This window comes from Allobosea sp. WAO, assembly GCF_001509835.1.
Classification (GTDB): domain Bacteria; phylum Pseudomonadota; class Alphaproteobacteria; order Rhizobiales; family Beijerinckiaceae; genus Allobosea.
This window is the reverse complement of sequence record NZ_JXTJ01000020.1, coordinates 21,700-45,199: the sequence shown is the minus strand read 5'-3', so window position 1 is coordinate 45,199 and position 23,500 is coordinate 21,700. Positions and strand designations below refer to the sequence as shown.

The window sequence follows — 23,500 nt, the reverse complement described above, 5'->3', positions numbered from 1 at the left end:
GTGGCAGGCCGGGGGAGCGAGAGATGCGGACCAGACAGCCAAGCATGCCGGCCGGAGCTGATCATGGGCGGGGCGTCTGAGCATGGCGCCGATCATCGAGCCGCGTGCCGGCGACGCCGAGGACGATTTCAGCAGCACCAAGAAGCGTTCGCTGCTGGCGATCGCGGGCAGCCTGCTCGGCGAGATCAACCTGCCGAAGCTGGCGCTGGCCTGGGTCATTCTCGCTTTGGTCCCCGGGGCGCTGCTTGGGCTGGCGCCGCTCCTCGCCACGGCCTGGTTCTCGTCGGTGGCTGGCCGGGTCCAGGCGCTCGCCGGCATCGGCTCGCTCGTGTTGCTGGCGCTGATCGCGGTCGCTGGCTGGTACGGCTTCAGGCCGCTGTTGCGCCTCGCCGAACGCAGCTTCTGGTCGCTGAACTCGCTCGCCGTGCAGCCGGTCTACGCCCTCTGCCGCGAGGGGCTGCGCCATCTCGCCGAACGTTTTCTGACGGCCGGGGCGAGCGAGGACAAGCGGGCGGCCCTGCGCGCCGCGACCGCGGTCGGCGCGGGCCTGCTCGCCAGCGCCGGCGCCGCCGTTGTAGTCGGCCTGGTGTGGCCGGCGACGCGCTGGTCCGGCGAGTTCGCCGATCTCGCCCATCCCCTGCGGCTGATCGTGCCGGCGCTCGCCAACACGGTCACGCTGATGGCCGGCTATCTCGCGCTCGCCTCGCTCGCCTGGGGGCTCGCCGACGGGCTGATGGACCAGCCGCGCGATCTCGGTGGCTTCGACGAGGCACCTGCCACGGCGCGGCGCTGGCGGGTGGCGCATTTCTCCGACATCCATGTCGTCGGCGAACGCTACGGCTTCCGGATCGAGAGCGGCCGCGCCGGACCGCGCGGCAATGAGCGCCTCGCCCAGGTGCTCGAAAGGCTGGACGAAATCCATGCAGAGGAGCCGCTCGACCTACTGCTGATCACCGGCGACCTGACTGATGCCGGGCGCTCGGCCGAATGGGCCGAGTTCCTCGACGCGATGGCACGCCATCCGGCGCTGGCGGAACGCTGCCTGATCCTGCCCGGCAACCATGATCTCAACATCGTCGACCGGGCTAATCCCGCCCGGCTCGAATTGCCGACGAGCCCCGGCAAGCGTCTGCGCCAGATGCGGACGCTCTCGGCCATGGCGGCGATCCAGGGCGAGCGCGTCCAGGTGCTCGATCGCGACCGGGCGGGGCTGGCAAGCACGCTCGCCGCGGCGCTGGAGCCGCATCGCGAGGCGATCGGCGTCTTCGCCGATGCCGGCACGCTGCGGCTGTCGGCCGGGCTTTCCGCGGTCTGGGCCGATGTCTTCCCGATGGTGCTGCCGCCGGCCGAGGAAGACGGGCTCGGCGTCATCCTGCTCAACTCCAATGCCGAGACGCATTTCTCCTTCACCAATGCGCTAGGGCTGGTGGCGGAGGAGGATCTGCAGGCGATGCTCGCCGTGCTGCGACGCTTCCCGAAGGCGCGCTGGATCATCGGCCTGCACCATCACCCGGTCGAATACCCGCAGCCCGCCAAGGCCTTCTCGGAGCGGATCGGTACCGCGCTGATCAATGGCAGCCGCTTCGTGCGCCAGCTCAAGCCGATGGCGCACCGGCTGGTGGCGATGCACGGGCATCGCCATGTCGACTGGATCGGGCGCTGCGGGTCACTGAAGATCGTCTCGGCACCGTCCCCGGTGATGGAGGCGACGGACGACATGCCGACGGGCTTCTACATCCACACCTTGGCCGCCGCCGCCGATGGCGGGCTTGCGCTGCTCGCGCCGGAGCGGGTCGAGATCGCGCCCCGGCCGCCGGCGGTGCTCAGGTCCTGAGGGCCTGACCGCCAAGGAAACGCGCCCTCATCCTGAGGAGCCATTTCGGCAGAAATGGCGTCTCGAAGGATGCTCCAGGAGGCTCCGGAGCCGGCTGAAACGCCCTTCGAGACGGCCCTTCGGGCCTCCTCAGGACGAGGGCCGGAGAGTTGTTTCAGCTCCTGAGGGCGGCGGCGTCGGCTTCCAGTGCTTCGTCCTTCTCCGGCGTTCCGAAGAGCTCGGCAAGCCAGAGGCTCGAGGGATGCTGGGCGCAGAAGGTCAGGAAGGCGATGGTGATCGGCACGCCGATGAAGGCGCCGAAGACGCCCCAGAGATAGCTCCAGAAGAACACCGAGAACAGCACCATGGCCGGCGAGATCGAGAGCGCGCTGCCGGCGACGCGCGGCTCGATATAGCTGCCGACGGTGAACTGGATCAGGTTGAGGCAGGCGAAGACCCCGAGCATCGCCTGCCAGGAGCCGAACTGCGTCATCGCGAACAGGGTCGGGAACAGCGTGGCGACGAGCGGGCCGAGGAAGGGGATGTAGTTCAGCAGGAAGGCGATGAAGCCCCATTCCTCGGCGAGCTGCAGGCCGATGAGCTTGGCGAAGGCCCAGACCAGGACGCCGGTGATCACGCTCATCCAGGTCCGGACCAGCATGTAGCGGCGGATCTTGCGGGCGGTCGCCATGGCGCCGCCGAGAAGGACCTGGCTGGTCTCGCGGTTGCGCATGCCGCGCAGCTTGCGGCCGAAATCGTCGACCTCGAGCAGGCCGAGGATCACATAGACCATCACGACGATCCAGAAGCTCATCGTGGTGTTGAGGCGCCCGGTGATCGTCTGGGCGGTGCGCAGCATCCAGGAGACGTTGAAGTTCTCCGACCAGACGCCCGCGACCGCGATGCCATGGCCTTCGAGCCAGAGCACGCCCTGGTCGTAGAACATCTGGAAACGCGCGGCGTCGTTGACGATCCAGCGGCCGACGCGGCCGAAGGCCCAGGCGATCAGCCAGCCGAAGGCGAAGAAGACGACGATCATGACGGCGATGCTGATCACCAGCGCCAGCATCCGCGGCAGCACGGATTGCAGGCGCTTCTGCAGCGGCCAGACCAGCGCGATGATGAAGAGCGCGAAGGCGACCGGCGCAAAAACCGAACTCGCGATCGAGAGCGCGGCGACCGCCAGGATTGTGGCGATCAGGATCTGCGAACCGTGAAAGATCTTGCCGGTCGTCATCTTCTGTCCTGGTTAGGCTTTTCGTTGCGGGGCTGAGGTGAGTCCTGCCGGCGAGGCCGGCCGTCTCAGACGCCCTCGGTCAGCTCGTTGAGATCGAGCGTCGAGTTCTTGCCGATAGCATCGCGATGCTCGCGGTAGAAGGCTTCGGCGGAACGCCGGCCTTCATTGTGGAGCATGGTCAGGAACTCCCATTCGGCGTTCAGCTTTGAGGAGTAGCCGAGCTCCGCCATGGCCTCGCCGGTGATGCGGTGCAGGCGCATGCGGGCCCAGCGCGCGCACTCGCCGGTCGCTTCCTGGGCGCTCTGGCGCAGCAGCGCCATCATCCGCAGCTCCTTCAGCAGCACGGCGTTGAACGAGACCTCGTTGAGCCGGTTGAGGATGTCGCGGGCGGTGCGCGGCGTGCCGGGACGCTCGACCGGGTTGATCTGGACCAGGATGGTGTCGAGCGCGTCGCTCTCCCGGATCAGCGGCGTCATCGTCGGATTGCCGGAGTAGCCACCGTCCCAATAGCTCTCGCCATCGATCTCGACGGCCTGGAACATTGTCGGCAGGCAGGCCGAGGCGAGCAGCACGTCAGGCGTGATCTCGGCATTGCGGAAGACGCGCCCCCGACCGGTGCGGACATTGGTGGCGGTGATGAAGAGCTTGATCGGGCTTTTCGCGAGGCCGTCGAAGTCGATGATTTCGGCGAGGATGTCGGTCAGCGGATTGGTGCCGGCCGGGTTGAGGCTGTAGGGCGAAACCACCCTCGACATCATGTCCATTGCGACGAAGAGCGGCGAGTTGTCGAGCGTCCAGCGGCCGAGCAGGATGTCGAGAGGGCTGCGCTGGAAGGGGCTGAAGCGCGCCGCCTCCGAGACCTTGCGCCAGAACAGGTCGAGCGCCTCGCGCGCGCCGGCCCGGCCGCCTCTGGCGAAGCCCGAAGCCAGAACCGCGGCGTTCATGGCTCCGGCCGAGGTGCCCGAAATCGCCTCGATCTCCAGCCATTCCTCCTCGAGGATGCGGCAGAGCACGCCCCAGGTGAAGGCGCCATGCGCCCCGCCGCCCTGAAGCGCGAGATCGATGCGCAGCGAGGGGCGCGCAGAAGGCTTGCCGTTCTTGCCGGAGCGTGCCGGTGAAGGGGTTCTGGTCACGTCGTACCCATCCTGATTGCAAGGCGTGCCGGGGGCGTCATGCCGACTTCACCAGGCCAGAGAATCCGGCGACGGCGAGCAGGCTAAGTGCCCAGCCGACAAGAGACTGGAAGTAGAAATAGTTGATCGCGACGCGCCCGCCCGGCTTGGTCGGGTTCGGCCGCCAATAGGTTCTCTGGCCCATGTCGAGCACGGGCAGCAGGGTGTCGAGCGAGTACATCCACGGGCTGAAGGCCGGATAGCTCGAGGCCTCCCAGCGTTCGCGGAAGCAGGCGAGCTGGGTCTGGCCGGGGGCAGCCAGCCCCTGCGACTGGTTGCTGGCGAGCAGGGTGCGATGTTCGGTGGTCTCGATGCCGCAGAGCGTCCATTCGGGGGCGCGCAGGACGACGGCGCTGTTCGGCATCACCGCGCCCTGCCGTTCGGCATAGGCGAAGATGCCGACGCCGAGGACCCAGAACAGCAGGAGCCAGACGAAGGCGAGGAGCGGCTGGCGGCCATAGGCGAGCGTGATGCCGAGAATGCCGTCGGTCGCGGTCAGGAGCCCCCGCAGAACCGGGCTTTTGGCGCGCTCGCGCCTTGCCTGGCGCTGCAGGCGCTCCTTGACGATGAGCACGGCGCGGGCGTCCTCGCCATGGCCCATCTCGCGGAAGACAGAGGCAAGCTGCTCATAAGGTTGCGGCCAGAAATCCTCGCCCCAGCGCTTGGGCGTCTGGCGCGCCAGCCAGTCCAGCCGGCTCTCGGCATCGACCGGCCCGTCGATGAAGGCGCCGTAGCGGCAGCGATTCAGCAGCAGGTCACCAAGCCCCGGCCAGGACGCGGCCTCGTCATGGATGGTCCCGATCGTGGCGCCGGTCAGCGCTAGCGTGCCGTTCACGCTGGCTTCCCGGCGCAGGAAGAAGGCGCCCTTGATCACGCTGCGGCTCAGTTCCAGCGCCGTGCCGCCGGCAAGGCCGAGCGTCGCGCCGGAAGCGTCGACATCGCCGCCGATCTGCGCGACGCCGAGGCGGGTCTCGCCCTCGATGCGGGCGCTGCGCAGCACGACACTGCCGCGAACCTCGATCTCGCTGGCCTCGATCGCCGCGCCTTCGTCACGGGTGATCGCGGCGCCGGCGCAGTCGAGATCGGCCGTCAGGACCGCGCCGGAGAGATTGATCCCGCCCCGTATCGTCGCGCCGCGGGCGAGGACGTTGCGGACCTCGAGGCTCGCCGCGAGCAGGGCATAGCCGTCGGAGACGCGCAGGGTCGCGCCATCGCATTCGAGATTGCCGCCGAGGCGGGCCTGGACGAGGTTGACCTCGCCGCCGACCTCCGCGCCACGCAGATAGATGCCGCCGCGCGCCTCCAGCCGCTCGGCTTGCAGGCCGGGAAGCTGCGAGCCGTCGAGGAAGAGGCGGTTGATGATCGCGGCCCGCAGGACGGGCGCAGCTTCGAATTGGCAGTCGTTGAGGCCGATGTCGCGGAAGACGCGGCAGGCCTCGAGATCGAGAATGTCCCTGATCCAGGCGCCGCTGATCCTGACGCCCTTCTCATGCGGTCGGCAGCCTTCCTCGCCGCCGAGCATGAGGAAGCGCAGGAAACCGGCGCGGACGACCCGCGCCGGATCGGGCTCGCTCGGGCGCGAGCCGTCGCCCAGTCGGTCGAAATTGCCGGTGAGCAGCTTGGCGACGACTTCCTCCTCCGCCGGCAGGAGCGGGCGGAAGTCGTCGAGGCGCGCGGTCGGGTTGGCCCATTGGGCCAGCTCGCCTCCCGCTCCGGCGCCCCATTCCAGCGTCATGATGCGGCAGGTGTCGCCGTCTCGGCCGCCGCATGCGCCGCCAGCGCCTCGCGCAGCGCCGCCTCCTTGGTCTCGTCGAAAGAGGTGCGCATCAGCGTGCCGCCGACGCCTTTGAGATCGGCGAGGACCTTGTCGGTGGTCATCTTGCGGATCAGCAGGAAGAGGCCGGCCGAGTTCGGCTGCAGCGCGCCGGCAGCATCCTTCATGAACTGGTCGTTGATGCCGATATCGCTGAGCTTACCGCCGAGCGCGCCCGAGGCGGCGCCGATCGCGGTGCCGAGCAGGGGGGCGAGGAAGATGAAGCCGATCAGCGTGCCCCAGAGCGCGCCCGAAGCCGCTCCGGCGGTGGTCAGGTTCATCATCTGGTTGAGCTTGACCTGGCCCTTCTCGTCCTTGGTCACGACGACGGCGTCGCCGAGCTCGATCAGGTATTCGCGCTGGAGGGAGAGGACCTTCTGGCGGACCTCCTCGGCCTTCTGCTCGGTCGGGAAGGCGATGAAGACGAGATCGCTCATGAGTGCAACTCCATGTTTGGACGGGGAGGACGGCCCTGCAGCGCCGCTTCGGCGGCGCGGCCGATGAGGAACTCGGCCAGCAGTGGAACGGGGCGACCGGTCGAGGCCTTGGCGGTGCCCGCGATCGAGGCGGTACCGGCAATGTCGAGATGCGCCCAGGGATAGGCCTTGGCGAAACGGGCGAGGAAGCAGGCGGCGGTGATCGCACCGGCAGCGCGTCCGCCGAGATTGCTGGTATCGGCAAGGCTGGAGCCGAGCTGGCCGAAATAATCGTCCCAGAGCGGGAGCTGCCAGGCGCGGTCCCCGGAGACGCCTCCGCAGCGCAGGAGCTCGGCGGCCAGCGCCTCGTCATTGGCGAACAGGCCGCTCGCATGCGTGCCCAGCGCGACGACGCAGGCCTCGGTCAGGGTCGCGACGTCGATCACGCAGGCCGGCTTGAAGCGTTCGGCATAGGTCAGGACATCGCAGAGCAGTAGCCGACCCTCGGCTTCCTGGGTGCGGATCTCGATGGTCTGGCCCGACATCGAGGTGACGACGTCACCGGGCCTGCCGCGCTGGGTGCCCTGCAGGTTCTCCGCCGCTGCAATGATCCCGACGACGTTGATCGGCAGTCCCAGCCGCGCGACCGTGCGCATCACTCCAAGAACGCAGCCGGCGCCGCTCATGCTGAACTTCATGCCGGTGGGGTCGCCATCCGACACCAGAAGCGGGCTGCCGATGTCGGAGGTCATGCCCTTGCCGATGAGCACGATCGGCTTGCCATAAGCCTTGCGGGAGGGCGCCTGCATGATGATGAGCTTGCAGGGGTTCGCCGAGCCCTTACCGGCGAGGAGAAAGGCACCCATGCCGAGCGCCTCGATATCCTGCTGCTCGAGAACTCCGACCTCGAAGCCGAACTCCTTGCCCATCTTTCCCGCGGTTTCGGCGAGAAAGGCCGGGGTGCAGATATTGCCCGGCAGGTTGCCGAGATCCTTCGCCAGCGCGATGCCTTCGGCGACCGCAATCCCTTTCCGAAGCGCCAGCACCAGCTCCGAGGTGAGGGCCTCGGGCAGGAGCAGCATGATGCTGCGCATGGGCCGGTTGCGCGCCTTCTGCCCAGGCGCGGGGGTAAGAGGCAGGACGAAATTGTAGCCGCCATCGGCGAGATGCTGACCGGCCTGCTGCACGCGCCAGCTGAGCGAGCGCCTGGGAACTTCGTTCTCTGCCAGGGTCACGACCGCCTCGGAGACCATGCTTTCGGCAATGACCTTCGCGGTGGCGGCAAGGGCCCGCCAATAGGCGCGATCGCAGAAGGCCTCGCGCTTGCCGAGGCTGACAAGCAGTGTCCGGGCCGCGGTGGAGCCCGGGAGATGGTGGAGCAGCAGGGTCGCGCCGGGAGCCTCGCCGAGCTCGCCGCGGTCGACGATCGAGGAGAGCCGGCCCGCGGTCCTCTCGTCGAGGCGCCGCGCCGAGCCGCCGAGCGGCCCGCTGCTGAACAGGCCGATGACGAGCAGCTCCGTCTTCAGCCTTTCGGCCTCACCGACTGCGGGGACGATCTCCAGAGAATGTCTCCACGAAGGCATCGTTGCATCGCTCGATTGAGAGGGGGCCTCCGCCCTGGGGCGGACGAAGCTCAGTTCTCCACGCGTCGCGGGCGACGAACCGCTGGTTACGAAGGAGGCACGCCCGGACGCCCGGCCGGCTGGGTTGCCGCGGCTGTTCGGCCGGTGGCCGCCGGCGCCGGAAGCTGGCGGACGCGCTGTCCGGGCAGCAGCATCTGGATGCCGCCGCTGACCACGATCTCGCCGGGCACCAGACCCTGGGAGACGATCACCTGGCTCGGATCGAAGCGCAGCACGTCGACATTGCGCAGGGAAACCGTCGAATTCGCGGGATCGACGATCCAGACCGCCGGAGAGACGCCCTGCTGAGTGAGCGCGCTCGCCGGAATTGCGATGATCGCGGCGGTGGCGGCCTCGATCGTTCCGACCACGGTCGATCCCAGCCGCATCGCCTCGGGCGGGTCGATCAGCCCGACCCGGACGGCGAAGGTGCGCGTCACCGGGTCGGCCTGCGGCGCGATCTCGCGAACGCGGCCGAGCGCGGTCACGGCAGGGGCATCGGCGAGGGCGACGCGGACCGTGGTTTCGCCGGACTTCTTCTCGAGCAGGTTGGCGGGAATGTTGAAGACGGCGTCCCGGCCGTCGTCGCGGGCGATCTGGGCGATCACCTGTCCGGGCTGCACGACCTCGCCGGGCTCGACACTGCGCGCGGTCACCGTGCCGGCGACGCTGGCCCGCAGCTCGGTGAAGCCGAGCCGGTCCTGCGCCAGTTCGAGCTGGGCCTCGGCATTCTCGAGCTGGGCCTGGGCCGCCTCCTGCGCCTTGAGCGCCTGGTCGAAGCGCGGCCGGGTGGTGAAGCCCTGGCCCATCAACCGTTCCTGGCGCTCGAAGGTGCTGCGCGCGGTGCTGACCTCGCCCCTGGCCGCTTCCAGCGCCGCCTTTGCGGCTGTCAGCGCATTGCGCTCGAGCGTCGGGTCGAGACGGGCGACGATCTGCCCGGCTGCGACACGGTCGCCGACATTGACCGGCCGCTCGGTGACGCGGCCGCCGATACGGAAGGCGAGGCCGACATTCTTCTCCGCCTGGATCTCGCCGCTGAGCTGGACCTCGTTGGCGAGCTTGCCGGCTTCGACCGTGACGACGCGGACGAAGCGCCCTTCCGCCGGCGCGGCCGGCTCGTTCTGGCAGGCGGCCAGCGAGAGCAGGAGAAGCGCTGCTACCGCGGGGCGAAAGCGCGATGCCGAAGGATGGGTCATGACGCAGAAGCTCCCGCGACGGGCTTTGTACCGGCTTTGGCTCCGGGCTTTTCCGCCTTGGGTGCGGCTGAGCCACGGGCGAAGACGGCGACATAGAGGACCGGCAGCAGGATCAGCGTCAGCATCGTCGCGACCAGCAGCCCGCCCATGATGGCGAAGGCCATTGGCCCCCAGAACACGGTCGGCGCGATCGGGATCATGCCGAGCACGGTCGAGACCGCGGTGAGCATGATTGGGCGGAAGCGGGTCGAGGCCGCGTCGAGCGCCGCATCGGTGATGCTCTTGCCGCTCTCGCGCTCGCTCTCGATCTGGCCGATCAGGATGACCGCGTTCTTGGTGATGATGCCGATCAGCGCGAGGATACCGAGCAGGGCGACGAAGCCGAGCGGCATGCGTGAAAGCATGAGGGCACTGACCACGCCGATCATGCCGAGCGGCGCGATGCTGAGCACGATCGCCAGCAGGCGGAAGCTGCGCAATTGCAGCATCAGCACCGTGAACATGATCAGCAGCATCACAGGCACGACCGCGATGACCGAGGCCTGCGAGGTCGTGCTTTCCTCGACAGTGCCGCCGAGCGCGATGCCATAGCCGGCGGGCAGAGTCTTGCGCAGCTCCTCGATGCCGGGCGCGAGCCCGTTGACGACGGTTTCCGGCAGGATGCCCGGCTTGACGTCGGCGGCGACCGTCAGGGTCGGAACGCGGTCGCGGCGCCAGATCAGCGGCGAATCGAGCCCATAGCTGAAGGTGGCAAACTGCGAGAGCGGAACCTGCCGCCCGCTCGGCAGCGCAACCTGCATGGTGCGCAGCGTATCGAGCGAGAGGCGGTCGGCGTCCTGGGCCCGCACGACGACGTCGACGAGATAGATGCCGTCGCGAACCTGCGTCACCACGGTCCCAGAGACGACCGCGTTGACGATGCTCGCCAGGGCCTGCGAGCTCAGGCCGAGCCGGCGGGCCTCGTCCTGGTCGACCCGCAGGCGCAGTTCGCGCATCGGCTCGATCCAGTCGAAGTTCACCATCTCGGTCTGGGGGCTGGCGGCGAGGACCTGCCCGACCTTCATCGCGATCTCGCGCACCTCGGCGAGGTCGGGGCCGCTGACACGATACTGCACCGGCCAGCCGACCGGCGGGCCGAGCTCGAGCGGCGAGACGCGCGAGACGACGTTCGGGAAATCCTTGGCGAGCAGTGCTTCTAACCTCTTCCGCAAGCGTTCGCGCGCGGCGATGTCCTTGGCGACGACCACGGCCTGGCTGAAGAACTCGTTCGGCAGCTGGGCGTTGAGCGGCAGGTAGAAGCGGATCGCGCCGCGCCCGACATAGGTGCTCCAGCGTTCCACGTCCGGATCGGCCTTGAGCGCGGCGTCGAGCCGGCTCGCTATGCTCTCGCTCGCATAGATCGAGGCATTCTGCGGCGCGGTCAGATCGACGAGCAGCTCGGGCCGGTCCGAGGCCGGGAAGAACTGGCGCGGCACCAGCGGCAGCGCCAGGATCGAGGCGGCGAAGAGCCCGAGCGTGACGGCAATGGTCAGCCAGCGCAGGCGGATCGCGCCCGAAAGCAGGTTGCGGAAGCCGCGCTCGACGGGGCCGGGGCCGGCGGCTGCCTTCTTCGGCGCTTTCAGCATGGCGACGCCGAGCACCGGGGCGAAGACGACCGCGATGAAGAAGGAGACGATGAGCGCGATCGTCACCACGGCGAAGAGCGAGAAGGTGTATTCGCCGGCCGAGCTCGCGGCGAAGCCGATCGGGACGAAGCCGGCGATCGTGACCAGCGTGCCCGCCGCCATGGCGGTGGCGTAGCGCTCGAAGGCGAAGGTCGCCGCCTTCTGCTTGTCCTCGCCGGCCGCCAGCCGCGTCACCATCGCGTCCGTCGTCGTCATCGCATCGTCGACGAGCAGCGCCAGCGCGATGATCAGGGCGCCGAGCGAGATGCGCTGCATGTCGATGCCGACGATCAGCATGCAGGCGAAGACCACCGCGAGCGTCAGCGGAATCGAGAGCGCGACGACGAGCCCCGGCCTGACGCCGAGGCTGATGAAGCTGACGACCAGGATGATCGCGATGGACTGCCAGAGCGAGGTCATGAAGTCGGCGATGGCGTGGTCGACGGTGACGGCCTGATCGGCAACCAGATGCGGCTCGATGCCAAGGGGCAGGTCGGCGATGATCTTCGCCATCGCCGTCTTGATGTTGGCACCTAGCGCCAGGATGTCGCCGCCGTCGCGCATGGCGATGCCGAGGCCGATGGCCTCGCGGCCGTTGACGCGGAACATCGGCTGCGGCGGGTCGGCATGGCCGCGGCGTACGGTCGCGATGTCGGAGAGGCGGACCATGCGGTCGCCGACCGGGAAGTTGACCTGCAGCAGGTCGGTTTCGGACTGGAAGGCTCCGGAGACACGCAGCGAGATGCGCTCCTCCGGCGTCTGGATCATGCCGGAGGGACGCACGATGTTCTGGGCCTGCAGCGCGCCCAGGAGCGCACCGCGATCGATACCGAGATTGGCGAGTTCGCGCACCGAGAACTCGACGAAGATGCGCTCGTCCTGTGCGCCGATGATCTCGATCTTGGAGACGTCCGGCACGAGCAGCAGGCGCGAGCGCGCCGCCTCTACATGGTCGCGCAGTTCGCGGCCGGTGAAGCCGTCGGCGGTGAAGCCGTAGATGATGCCGAATGTGTCGCCGAAGCGGTCGTTGAAGAACGGGCCGAGCGTGCCGGCGGGCAGCGTATGGCGCATGTCGGCGACGAGATTGCGCACGCGGTACCAGGTGTCCTGCACCTCGCGGCCGGGCACGGACTCCTTGAGGTTGACGAAGATCGTCGTGATGCCCGGCGTGGTGTAGCTGCGGACGTTGTCGAGCCCCGGCGTCTCCTCGATCTGTCGCTCGAGGCGCTCGGTGACCTGGCTCAGCATGTCCTCCATGGTCGCGCCCGGCCAGGCTGCCGAAACGACCATGGACTTGATCACGAAGGACGGATCTTCGTTACGGCCGAGGCGGATGAAGGCGAAGATGCCGGCCAGCACCGAGATGATCATGAGATAGATCACGACCGAGCGGTTCTTGAGCGCCCATTCCGAGAGGTTGAAGCTCATCGCGATTCCGTCCCGGCCAGGCGCACCTGCTGGCCTTCCTTCAACAGGCTAACCCCGGCGGTGACGACGATGTCACCGAGTGCGAGGCCCTTGCCGATCAGCGCTGTCGCAGGGTCGGCACTGATCACCTCGAGCTTGCGCAGCGACACGGTCAGCTTGGTGGGATCGACCACCCAGACGCTGGCATCCTGTCCCTGCCGCGCAAGCGCCGTGGCCGGAATGGCAGTGGCCGAGATTTCTGCCCCGCGGATAGCGCCCGATACCGCCGTACCGAGGCGGAAGGCTTGCGGAGGCTCGGAGAGGCCGACCCTGACCCTGAAGGTCCGCGTCACCGGATCGGCCTGGGGCGCGACTTCGCGGACGCGACCATTGGCGGTCACGGCCGGGTCACCGGCGAGCGTGACATGGACGCGCGCATCGGGCGGCAGCGCGCGCACGACATCGGCCGGCACTTCGAAGACGGCATCGCGTCCCTCGCGGCGGGCGAGCTGGACGATCATGCGGGCGGGAGCGACGACCTCGCCGGGCTCCGCGCCGACGCGCGTGACGACGCCCGGCGCATCGGCTTTCAGTGTGGTGAAGCCGACAATGTCCTCAGCCGACCCGACACGCGCCTGGGCCGCGTTTACCTGCGCCCGCGCGGCCGTGCGGCCCTGTTCCGCCGCCTCGAAATCGGCACGCGTGGTGATATTGCGCTCGAGCAGGTGGCTCTGGCGCTCGAACTGGTTCTCGGCCTTGCGCAGCAGACCTTGTGCAGCGGTGAGGGCGGCGCGGGCCGAGCGCAGCTCGTTGAGCTCGTTCTCCGGGTCGAGCCGGGCGACGACCTCGCCCTCGCGCACGCTGGCGCCGACGCCGAGATTGCGCTCGGCGAGGCGGCCGCCAATCCGGAAGGAGAGGGCCGCCTGGTCCTGCGCTTCGATATGCCCGGTGAAGCTGATGTCCTTGGCCGCGCGCGGCGCTTCCACCGTGATGGTGCGGACGAGCCGGACGGCAGGCGGAGCCGCTGCCTGCTCGGACTGGCAGCCGGCGACGGCGAGGGAGATCGCCGCGAGCGCTGCGCCTTGCAGCAAGCGGGCGGTACGGGACCTGTCGGGCGTTCCCATGCTACAGGCCCATACGCCGAAACGGCCGCGTGCTGCGCCGGAAGCGCATCGGTGTCAGCGCGCAAGCGGACCTTATGTCCTGCAAGCCGTTCAAAGGCATGATCCTGTTCCTCTGGCAACCGCACGACGACGGCGCGGAACCTGGCGCCGGGCAAGGTTCGTCGCGCCGCGCGCTTCGGGTGACGATGGGAACGCTACCAACAGAGCGGCAGAGGCGGATTAGCTCAGAATCCCAACTCTGCGCTGGTCATCCCAATCTTTGGGCCGGCTGCTCGGCATCGCCTGCGAGGGCTATGGCGAGCGAAGCCCTGCCCCTGAAGCCCAGCGCGACCGGGATCAGCAGCAGGAAGCCGGCAGCCGAGACGGCGGCCATCAGGCAGTAAACATGCTCGCCCCATTCGCCGTAGAGATAGCCGGCCAGCGTGGTCAGGACAGCCATGATCCCGGCCCAGCTCGCTGCCAGCCAAGCCTGTACCTGTGCCAACATCCCCGCCGGAGTGATCCGCGCGAGCAGGAAGACGCTGCTCAGATGGGTCGCCCCGAAGGTCAGTCCATGGGTGAACTGGAGAAGGACCAGGAAGCCGATCTGCGGATCCTGCGCCATTCCGGCCCAGCGCAGCGTCGCGACCGCCGCGCTGGCGACGAGAAGGGTGGCCGCACCCGCCGAGCCTCGCACGATATAGCCGAGCAGGCTGAAGAAGGTAATTTCCGAGACGATGCCGGCGGCCCACAGGGAGCCCATGGCTCCGCCGGATATGCCGAGGCTTTGCCAATGCAAGGTGCTGAAACCGTAAACCGCGGCATGGCTCGCCTGAACGAGGCTCGCTCCGGCGATGGTGAGGACGAGCAGATGTGGCCTTTCAAGCTTTCCGTCCGGTGCCATCGGAGACGCCGGGCGCTCCGGAACGCGGACAACCGCCACGGCAACGGCTGCCAGCGCCGTCGCAAGGGCCGACAGGACGAGCATTCCGATGATCGAGGCGATGGGCAGCCAGTCCAGCATCCAGCCGGCGGAGAGGTTTGCAATCGCGAAGCCGGCCGACCCCCAGAGCCGGATCCGCCCATAGCGCAGCTCCGGGGTCTGCAGTTCCCCTAGGCTTCGCAAGGTGACGGCGTCGGTCAGGGCTATCAGCGGTCCCTGGGCGAGGGCGATGGCGGTGACCAGCAGGAGGATGGGCAGGAAGCCGCCGGCGAAGGCGAGCAGCGCCGTACCGATCGTGACCACCACCGAGCAGATGACCAGGGCCGCTCGCGCCCGCCCGCTGCGGTCGGCCAGCGCGCCGACGACCGGATTCGCGATGATGCGAGCCAGGAGCGGCGCTGCCAGCACGATCCCGATCGCTTCGTCGCTGAGCGACTGGGAGCGCAGCCAGAGCGGGAAAAACGGCAGGTTGACGCCGAGCTCGAAAAACAGGGCGGCGTACAGGAAGGACAGGCGGCCGGTGGCCGCCTTCATGCCTCTTGCTCGGCGTCGGCCGGGCCGGTCTCGGGCGGGCGGACGTCGAGAGGCGTGGCGGAGAGTTTCGTCAGGCTCCGTTCGCGCGCTTCACTTGGGCTATGGCCGAACTCGCGCCGGAACGCTCGGCTGAAGGTCGAATGGTCGACGAAGCCGACCTCGTTGCCGATGATGTGGATCGAGGGGGAATCGCGGTGCGAGCTGAGCCTGCGATAGGCTTCGCGCAGCCTTTCGCGATTGATGAAATGGGCGACGCCGCCAGTGCTCTCGAACAGACGGTAGAGCTTGGAGCGTGACATCGCCATCAGGCGGGCCAGTTGCTCGGGTCCGAATTCGGGCGAGGCCATGTTCTGGCGCACGACGAGGCGGGCGCGGTCGATCAGGAGCGAGCTGAGCGAGGCGTCGGCCGTTTCGGAGCGCTCCACGCGCGGCGCGATGCAGGCTGCGACGAGGGCGCGGGTCGCCGTCGCCAGGCCCTGCGCCTGTGCGGGCGGGATGTGCGGCAGCTGCCGGGCGAGGTTGTCGATATAGCCTGCGAGCAGCGCGCCGAGCTGCGGGTTGATGTCGAGATCGTGGGCCTGATCGAAGTCCTCGAGCTCTTCCCGGCAGAAATCGCGCGGCAGGAACAGCGTCAGCACCTCCGTATCCTCGGCCTGGCCTTCGAAGGGCAGGGCGAGCGAACGGAAGCTGAGGCTCTCCTGTCGCGTGCCCTCCCGGGAAGACGAGTTGTTCCGAGACGCATTCGAGCGCGCCAGCACGACGCACCAATGGTCGAGGAACGATCGCGGCCGGTGCCGCCAGCGCCGGGCAGGAGCGTTGGCGTACAGCGTCCGCGTCAGCACGATGTTGCCGAACGTCCAGGACGAGAACTCGGCCGCGAAGCTCTCCGACGCTTCAGCGGTCGGCAAGAGGTCGATCGTGTCCGCGAGCAGGGCCCGCCAGGCATCGAACTGATCTTGCGGCGGAAGGTCCTTAGTCGAGAAATTCTGAGCGAAGACTGGTGTGACCGAGCTTCGTGGGGTGGGGTGTGAGAGTGCTGTCACGGCATCTTCCTCCCAGCCGCGTGATGCCAATCTATAGCGTGATGATCAATGGTGTCGGTGCTCAAGGGAAGGCCAAAAAATGGGCCGGCCTGTATTGACGCTTTCAGCTGCTCAACTTTCGGTCAATTTGGTATTCTTGTTCTAATTCCGAACCTTCAACTGCGGAAGGCAGGAGTCCGATCGCATGCGTTCTCTATCAAACGTTTAGACGGAGGAAGCAACTGTCGGGTCGGCTCGACCTGACATTGCTCGCTCCTAGCGTATCGATGCCGCGTCGAAGATCCGGATCGGCGCGGTTACGAGCAGGCTTGCCGCCGAGCCGAGCGCATCTGCCGCGACAAGTGGCGACGAAACATCCGAATCAGTGATGACCTGTCCCTGCAGCAAGCGGTCGCCGATCAGGCGGACAGCGTCGGGGCTGGCGGCATAGAGATCGTGGTTGATGCGGTCGCCGGCATTGATGGCGCTGAGGTCGAGCACGGTGATGCCCGACAGCCCGGCCAGCTGCTGCTGGTACTCGTCGCGGCTCAGGTCAATGCCGCCGAGGCGCGTCGCCCCCCTGGAGATGAAGCGCGAGAGCTGCAGCGCCCGGTCATGCTGTGCGACGAACAGGGTGATTTGCGGCCGCCGCTTGCCCATATCCTCGACCTGGCGCCGGAACACGCCGACATCGAGATCGGGCGAGGCGAGGATCAGGTTGCTGATTTTGCTGGGCACGCCGCCTTGTTCGAGCGCGAGCTGGCGGACGGCCTCGACGGCGGGCCAGCTTCCCATCGAGTGGGCGAGGATGACGATGTCGTTGACCGCCGGGCTGTTGGCGGCTGCCTTCAGGAGATAGGCGAGATCCGAGCGGGAATAGGACGCGTTGTCGAAGTCCCGGGCATAGTCGAGCAGATGGCCGCGCGACGGCCAGGAGAACAGGGCCGGCAGGGCATTCGCATCGGCATCGTGCGCCAGTTGCGCGAAGCGGAAGACCGCCCGGTCGAAGGGCGTGTTGAAGCCGTGCACGAAGACGAAGACGCGCCGCTTGCGGCCATTTGCCTTGTTGAACCAGGACGCCAGCTGCGGCTTGGCGATTGGCGTCACCGACGAGACGGTGAAGTCCGTCTCCGGATTACCCGGAACGGAGCGCGGCAACTGGATGGTGCCGACCTCGCGGTCACGCGGGATCGAGACGACGATGTTCGAGAAGGAAACCGTGTCTCCGCGATCCCCGCTGAACAGGACGCCGGGCTCGGCCGAGGGCGCGCGGGTGGTCGCGGTTAGCATGTTGACCCGGTCGGTGCCGGGCACGGACGGTACGGTCTGCAGCATGCCGCGCGGGGTCCCCGCGCAGGCGCCGAGGCCGAGGGCGCAGGCCAAAGCCATGACGGCATTCCGCCAATGGCGGCGATCCTGGCCCGCTGTCACCGCCAGGCCCCCAGATGGGAAGGCCGGGCCGTGGGAGCGTGAGATGTACAGCACAAGAGAGCTTCGCTTCGATTTCCGCGCATCGGTCTCACCTAGGCCATCCGCGCTGCGGCTGTGAATCGGAGGCTCACTCAAGGTCATGACAGGATAAAGAAGCCATCCGGCGCCAGCAAGCTTGCGGCCACCGGGCTTTGGCAGGCTCCTGGCGATAACTTTGGGACAGGCGGCCCACTTTTTGGGATTCTGTGCCGATGCCCATTCCGCAAGGCAATCTAAGTTCCCGAGAATATCCACCGGGCCTGCCCGGTCATCACATTTGTCACGACGCAGTCCTTCCAGGGTGCGCCAATGCCAGGCTCGGGGGAGAAGGCACCATGACTGTCGAGAGCACCGCGCCCAAGACAACGATGCAGCGATTTCTCGATACCGTCGAGAAAGTCGGGAACATGGTGCCCCATCCGGTCATCATCTTCCTGATCCTGATCGGTATCGTGATCGTACTCTCCGCCGTGCTGAGCCTGTTCGGCGCGGCCGTCACCTTCGAGCGAATCAATCCCGACACGCACAAGGTCGAGACGGCGAGCACAGCGATCCGGAGCCTTCTGAACGTCGAAGGCATCCGCTTCATGTATTCGTCGCTGATCCCGAACTTCATGAGCTTCACCGCGGTGGGGCTGATGATCGTCGCGATGATCGGCGCCGGCGTTGCCGAGGAGTCTGGACTCGTCACCGCGCTGATCCGCAAGCTCGTGATCGTGTCCCCGGCCTGGGCGCTGACCTATATCCTCGCCTTCGTCGGCATTCTCGCCTCGATCGCGGCGGATGCCGGTTATCTCGTGCTGATCCCGCTTGCGGGCATCGCCTATCTTGCGGTCGGCCGCAATCCGCTAGCGGGTCTGGCACTCGGCTTCGCGGCGGTGGCCGGCGCCTTCACCGTCAACATGCTGATCAAGCCGCTCGATGCGGTGCTGGTCGAGTTCACCAACGATGCGGCTCGCCTCGTCGATCCCAATCGCTCGATCGGCCTTGCCTCCAATCTCTGGTTCTCGATCGCCTCGGTGATCTTCCTCACCGTCGTCGTCGCCTTCATCACCGATAAGATGATCGCGCCGCGCCTTGGCGCCTACGACCCGTCCAAGGCGGCCGAGGGCACCACGACCGAGCAGGGCGCGGTGCTGTCGGAGTCGGAGACCCGCGGCCTGCGCTACGCCGGCTTCGGCATGCTCGCGCTGATCGCGGTCTTCCTGGTGCTGACCATCCCCTCCTGGGCTCCGCTGCGCAATCCGACCACGGGCGAGCTGATCGGCAACTCGCCCTTCATGAACGGGCTGATCGCGCTGATCATGCTGATGTTCCTGGTCAGCGGCTGGTGCTACGGCATCGGCGCCGGGACGCTGCGCACCCTGACCGAGGTGATCGCGGCGATCGAGAAGTCGATCAAGAGCATGGGCGGGACGATCTTCCTGTTCTTCGTGCTCAGCCAGTTCGTCGCCTATTTCACCTACACCAATATCGGCACGGTGATGGCGCTCAGCCTGTCGGGCGTCCTGCAGGCGGCCAATATCGGCGCGCTGCCACTGCTGCTCGGCTTCATCATCGTGGTCGCGATCATCGACCTCCTGCTCACCGGTGCGATCGCCAAATGGGCGATCTTCGCCCCGGTCTTCGTGCCGCTCCTGATGAAGCTCGGCGTCGAGCCGGAGGCGGTTCTGGCGGCTTATCGCGTCGGCGATTCCCCGATGAACGCGATCACCCCGCTCAACGCCTATTTCGCGCTCGTCGTCGGCTTCGCCCAGAAATACGACCGCAATGCCGGCGTCGGCACCATCGTCTCGCTGATGCTGCCCTATGTCGTGTGGATGTTCGTGCTGTGGACCGCGCTCTTCGCGGTCTGGAAGATGCTGGGCCTGCCCTGGGGCCTCTGATCGACCGCCGGATCCGCACCTAAAGTCAATCCAGACCCAACCCTCGGATGGATGTCATGAGCACTGCCAATATCCCCCTCGATGTCGAAGGCGCGATCGACCACCTGATGAACTTCCTCTCGGTCGAGGGCGTCACCGGCGAGGAGGCCGCGATCGCCGCCGCCGTCAGCGAAGCTTTGAAAAAGGCCGGCGTGCCCGCTTCCGCCATCCGCTTCGACGACGCCAACACGCGCATCCCGGTGCCGACCCAGACCGGCAACCTGATCGTCGACCTGCCCGGCACCAAGCCGGGCCCGCGGTTGATGTTCTCGACCCATCTCGACACCGTCCCGCTCTGCGCCGGCGCCAAGCCGAAGCGCGAGGGTGACCGGATCGTCTCCGACGGCACCACCGCGCTCGGCGGCGATGCCCGTACCGGCGTCGCGCTGCTCGTCGTGCTCGCCGAGACGCTGATCAAGCACAAGCTGCCGCATCCGCCGATCACGCTGCTGTTCACGGTGCGCGAGGAAAGCGGCCTGCACGGTGCGCGCGAGCTCAACCCGGCCGAGCTCGGCGGGCCCGTGATGTGCATCAATGTCGACGGCCAGCTCGCTTCCGAGCTGATCATCGGCGCGGTCGGCCAGGAGAACTGGGAAGTCGAGATCAAGGGCAAGGCCTCCCATGCCGGCGTCGCGCCGGACAAGGGCATCTCGGCGACTCTGGTCGGCGCGCTCGGCCTCGCCGAGGCGAAGCGCACCGGCTGGTTCGGCAAGGTCGTCAAGGGCGACGAGTTCGGCACCAGCAATATCGGCATCTTCGGCGGTAAGAACGGCAAGCCGGCCGGCGACGCCACCAACGTCGTCACCGACTACGCCTTCCTGAAGGGCGAGGCGCGCAGCCCCGAGCTCAGCTTCGCCACCAAGATCGTCGACGGCTACGAGGCGGCCTTCGCCAAGGCCAAGGCCGAGGTGACCGATCATGAGGGCGAGACCGCCGAGGTGACCTTCCGCCGGGCCGCCGCCTATCCGCCCTTCAAGCTCGCCGACGACGCCAAGGTGGTGAAGCGCGCGACCAAGGCGCTCGAGCTGCTCGGCATCAAGCCGACCTACCTGTTCTCGAATGGCGGCCTCGACGCGAACTGGCTCGATAGGGCCGGCATCCCGACCATCACCATCGGTGCCGGCCAGGCCGAGATCCATACGATCAAAGAGTTCGTGAAGCTCGACGAATACGAGAAGGGCTGCCGGCTCGGCATCCTGATGGCGACGCTCGAAGACTAAAGACGGATCGAGCGGGACGGTGACGGCCCAAGCAGACGCAACAAGGAGCTGAGCGCGTGAGCCCGATTGCCTATACCGCCCTGATTATCGCAGTCGCGGTCGTCCTGTTCGTCACGAACAAGGTGCCCGTCGTGCTGGTGGCAATGGGCACGGCGCTCTCGCTCTGGGCGACCGGGGTGCTCACCCTGCCGCAGGCGCTCGGCGGGCTCGGCGATCCCGCCGTGATCTTCATCGCCTCGCTGTTCATCATCAGCTCGGCGCTCGAGGTCACAGGCGTCACGGCCTGGGCCGGCCAACTTCTGATCAAGGGCGCGGGCGAGGAGAGCCGCACGCGCCTTCTCCTGCTGACGATGACGCTCGTCGCCCTGCTGACCGCCCTGATCAGCGTCAACGGCGCCGTCGCCGCGCTGATGCCGGTCGTCGTGGTCATCGCGGTCAGGTTGCGGCGGAATTCGTCGCAGCTCTTGATGCCGCTCGTCTTCGCGGCCCATGCCGGCTCGCTGCTGGCGCTGACCGGCACGCCCGTCAACGTGCTCGTCTCCGAGGCGGCGGCGGATGCGGGCGTCGGCGGCTTCGGCTTCTTCGAGTTCGCGCTCGCGGGCATCCCGCTGCTGCTCGGCTCGATGGCGATCATGGTCCTGTTCGGCGAGAAGCTGCTGCCCCAGCGCAACGGCGCGACCATGCCGGCCGATTTCAGCCGGCACGCCCGCACGCTGGTCGAGCAGTACGGGCTCGCCAGTGGTGTCTTTCAGCTGCGCGTGCGTCCGACCTGCCCCTATATCGGCCAGCCGGCGACCGCGGTCGATGTCAGCGGCTTTCCCGGCCTGCAATTCGTCGCGATCCAGGAGGGCGAGAGCGGCGGCCCGCTGCGCCGCGGGACGATCGCCGAAGGCGACTTCATTCTCCTGCGCGGCGAGGCCGAGGCGGCCGCCAACCTGTCGGTCAAGATGCATCTCGCCTTCCGCGACGAGGGGGCTGCGGCCGGCGAGGGCGAAGAGACGCTGTTCAACCGCCGCTCCGGTCTCGCCGAGGTGGTGATCCCGCCGCGCTCGGGCCTGATCGGCCAGAGCGTGTTCCCGGGCATGGTCACCGAAAGCGGCGACCTGATCATCCTTGCCGTCCAGCGCGCCGGCAACGAGGTCGCCGCGGCGAGCGCGACCAGCGATGGCGGCGGCATCGTGCTGCAGACCGGCGACACCATGCTGCTGCAGGGCACCTGGAAGGCGCTCGACACCCATCTCGACGATCCCGACGTGCTGGTCGTCAGCTCGCCCGAACTGGTCCGGCGCCAGGCGGTGCCGATGGGGCCGGGCGCCAAGCAGGCGATCGTCATCCTGTTCGCGATGGTGCTGATGCTGGCGACCGGCATCGTGCCGCCGGCGGTGGCCGGGCTGCTCGCGGCGGGTGCCGTCATCCTCTGCGGCATCATGAATGTCGAGCAGTCCTATCGCGCGATCTCGTGGACGACGGTGATCCTGGTCGGCGCGATGATGCCGCTCTCGACGGCGATGGTGGAGACCGGCGCCGCCAAGATGCTGGCCGAGCGGCTGGTCTACATGGTCGGCGATGCCGGGCCGATGGCGCTGCTCGCCGGGCTGTTCGTGCTGACCGCGATCATGGGCCAACTGATCAGCAACACTGCGACCGCGCTGATCGTCATTCCGATCGGCGTCGCGGCCGCCGCCAGCATGGGGATCTCGCCGCGCCCGGTGCTGATGAGCACGGCGGTCGCGGCCGCCGGCGCCTTCCTGACCCCGATCGCGACGCCGACCAATCTGATGGTGATGGGGCCGGGCGGCTATGCCTTCGGCGATTATTGGAAGCTCGGCCTGCCGCTGCTGATCTGGTTCTTCGTGGTCGCGGTCTTCATCGTGCCGCTGATCTGGCGCTTCTGAAGCGTCGCCACCGCCGCATTCGCGATCTGTTTTTCAGTATCGGCCGGCGCGGACCACCGCGCCGGCCGTTTGCTGTCTGACGCGGGGGCATGAAGTTGACCTCCGGCTCGTTCCCATTCGACAATCTTCGTCGTGCGGAAATGCGCATAGCGCGCTGCATGCTGCTTTGGCTTACTCACGAGTAAGGTCATGAACAGCGAGTACTAACGCTGGAGGCACCGCGGCGATCAATGATCGCGGGCAGGGCGGGAGGATGCGATGAACGAAGCCGGGGCTCCTGTGCTCCTGGCGATCGAGGGGGCCGTTGCGGTCATCACCCTCAATCGCCCGCAAGTGCTCAATGCGATCGACGCGGCGACCGCGCGCGCCTTCGGCGAGGCCGTGGCGAGCATTGCCGCCAATCCCGCCGTGCGCTGCGTGCTGCTGCGTGGTGAGGGCCGGGCCTTCTGCGCGGGCGGCGACGTCTCCCGTTTCGTCGATGGCGATCCGCTGGGTGCGGTCGAAGCGATCATCGATCCGCTCCACACCGCGCTGAAACAGCTCGATTCTCTTTCCGTGCCGACGGTCGCGGCCGTGCAGGGCGCTGCTGCCGGCGCCGGGTTCAGCCTAGCACTGGCCTGTGATCTCGCGCTCGCCGCCGACGATGCGGTGTTCACCCTGGCCTATGCCCGCATCGGCGCGAGCCCGGACGGCTCGGCGACCTACCGGCTGCCGCGGCTGCTCGGGCCGCGCAAGGCGCTGGAGCTCGCCATGCTGGCGGAACCGGTCAGGGCGCCCGAGGCGCTCGCGCTCGGTCTGGTCAACCGCGTCGTGCCCGCGGCTTCGCTGCAGGACGAGGCGCTTGCGCTGGCGAAGCGGCTCGCCGCCGGCCCGACTGGCGCCTATGGCCGGATCAAGGACCTGATCGCCCATTCGCTCGATAATGCGCTTCCGGCGCAGCTCGACCGCGAGCGCGAAGCCTTCCTCACTGGCGTCGCTTCGGCCGACTTCAAGGAGGGCGCGAGCGCCTTCCTGGCAAAGCGGCCGGCGCGCTTCGAGGGGCGCTGAG

At 67.7% G+C, this 23,500-nt stretch carries 16 protein-coding genes; 5 read left to right on the top strand and 11 right to left on the bottom strand.

Annotated features, from left to right (window positions below; all coding sequences use genetic code 11):
• The first annotated feature begins 82 nt into the window (after positions 1-82).
• On the top strand, positions 83-1,834 hold the full coding sequence (locus DK26_RS27300; RefSeq protein ID WP_066479737.1) for a metallophosphoesterase: 1,752 nt from the start codon (positions 83-85) through the stop codon (positions 1,832-1,834).
• 154 nt (positions 1,835-1,988) lie between these two features.
• Here the strand turns inward: DK26_RS27300 and DK26_RS27295 are convergent, their stop codons facing one another.
• From DK26_RS27295 to DK26_RS27245, 11 genes are all read right to left on the bottom strand, one after another.
• The gene (locus DK26_RS27295; protein ID WP_066479735.1) at positions 1,989-3,050 is read right to left on the bottom strand and encodes an AI-2E family transporter; all 1,062 of its coding nucleotides are present in this window, start codon (positions 3,048-3,050) and stop codon (positions 1,989-1,991) included.
• A gap of 65 nt (positions 3,051-3,115) precedes the next feature.
• Positions 3,116-4,183 (bottom strand): patatin-like phospholipase family protein, encoded by a 1,068-nt coding sequence (locus DK26_RS27290; protein WP_083533649.1) that lies wholly within the window; start codon positions 4,181-4,183, stop codon positions 3,116-3,118.
• A 37-nt stretch (positions 4,184-4,220) separates the two neighbouring features.
• Entirely contained in the window at positions 4,221-5,957 is a 1,737-nt protein-coding gene (locus DK26_RS27285; protein ID WP_066479733.1) for a hypothetical protein, read from the bottom strand.
• Positions 5,954-6,472, bottom strand: coding sequence for a DUF1269 domain-containing protein (locus DK26_RS27280; RefSeq protein WP_066479732.1), 519 nt, complete (start codon positions 6,470-6,472; stop codon positions 5,954-5,956). The genes DK26_RS27285 and DK26_RS27280 overlap by 4 nt, the downstream gene beginning before the upstream one ends.
• Positions 6,469-8,034 (bottom strand): leucyl aminopeptidase, encoded by a 1,566-nt coding sequence (locus DK26_RS27275; protein WP_066479730.1) that lies wholly within the window; start codon positions 8,032-8,034, stop codon positions 6,469-6,471. The genes DK26_RS27280 and DK26_RS27275 overlap by 4 nt, the downstream gene beginning before the upstream one ends.
• A gap of 86 nt (positions 8,035-8,120) precedes the next feature.
• Positions 8,121-9,269 carry an efflux RND transporter periplasmic adaptor subunit gene (locus DK26_RS27270; protein ID WP_066479728.1) on the bottom strand — a complete coding sequence of 383 codons (1,149 nt, stop codon included), beginning with the start codon at positions 9,267-9,269 and terminating at the stop codon, positions 8,121-8,123.
• Positions 9,266-12,361, bottom strand: a complete 3,096-nt coding sequence (locus DK26_RS27265; protein WP_066479721.1) for an efflux RND transporter permease subunit — start codon at positions 12,359-12,361, stop codon at positions 9,266-9,268. The genes DK26_RS27270 and DK26_RS27265 overlap by 4 nt, the downstream gene beginning before the upstream one ends.
• Complete coding sequence (locus tag DK26_RS27260) at positions 12,358-13,464, bottom strand: efflux RND transporter periplasmic adaptor subunit (protein WP_083533648.1); 1,107 nt, start codon at positions 13,462-13,464, stop codon at positions 12,358-12,360. Before DK26_RS27260 ends, DK26_RS27265 begins: the two co-directional genes overlap by 4 nt.
• Before the next feature lie 247 nt (positions 13,465-13,711).
• Complete coding sequence (locus tag DK26_RS27255; RefSeq protein WP_066479716.1) at positions 13,712-14,920, bottom strand: MFS transporter; 1,209 nt, start codon at positions 14,918-14,920, stop codon at positions 13,712-13,714.
• On the bottom strand, positions 14,917-15,963 hold the full coding sequence (locus DK26_RS27250) for a helix-turn-helix domain-containing protein (protein ID WP_066479715.1): 1,047 nt from the start codon (positions 15,961-15,963) through the stop codon (positions 14,917-14,919). The genes DK26_RS27255 and DK26_RS27250 overlap by 4 nt, the downstream gene beginning before the upstream one ends.
• A 255-nt stretch (positions 15,964-16,218) precedes the next feature.
• A complete protein-coding gene (locus DK26_RS27245; protein ID WP_066479714.1) occupies positions 16,219-17,331 on the bottom strand; it encodes an alpha/beta hydrolase in 1,113 nt (370 codons plus the stop codon).
• Between the two features lie 416 nt (positions 17,332-17,747).
• Between DK26_RS27245 and DK26_RS27240 the strand changes: the two genes are divergently transcribed.
• From DK26_RS27240 to DK26_RS27225, 4 genes are all read left to right on the top strand, one after another.
• Positions 17,748-19,298 (top strand): AbgT family transporter, encoded by a 1,551-nt coding sequence (locus DK26_RS27240; RefSeq protein WP_066479712.1) that lies wholly within the window; start codon positions 17,748-17,750, stop codon positions 19,296-19,298.
• 47 nt (positions 19,299-19,345) lie between these two features.
• Complete coding sequence (locus tag DK26_RS27235; protein ID WP_066479709.1) at positions 19,346-20,557, top strand: M20/M25/M40 family metallo-hydrolase; 1,212 nt, start codon at positions 19,346-19,348, stop codon at positions 20,555-20,557.
• Positions 20,558-20,613: 56 nt separating this feature from the next.
• Positions 20,614-22,452 carry an SLC13 family permease gene (locus tag DK26_RS27230; RefSeq protein WP_066479706.1) on the top strand — a complete coding sequence of 613 codons (1,839 nt, stop codon included), beginning with the start codon at positions 20,614-20,616 and terminating at the stop codon, positions 22,450-22,452.
• Positions 22,453-22,710: 258 nt separating this feature from the next.
• Positions 22,711-23,499, top strand: a complete 789-nt coding sequence (locus DK26_RS27225; protein WP_066479703.1) for an enoyl-CoA hydratase-related protein — start codon at positions 22,711-22,713, stop codon at positions 23,497-23,499.
• Position 23,500 lies beyond the last annotated feature (1 nt).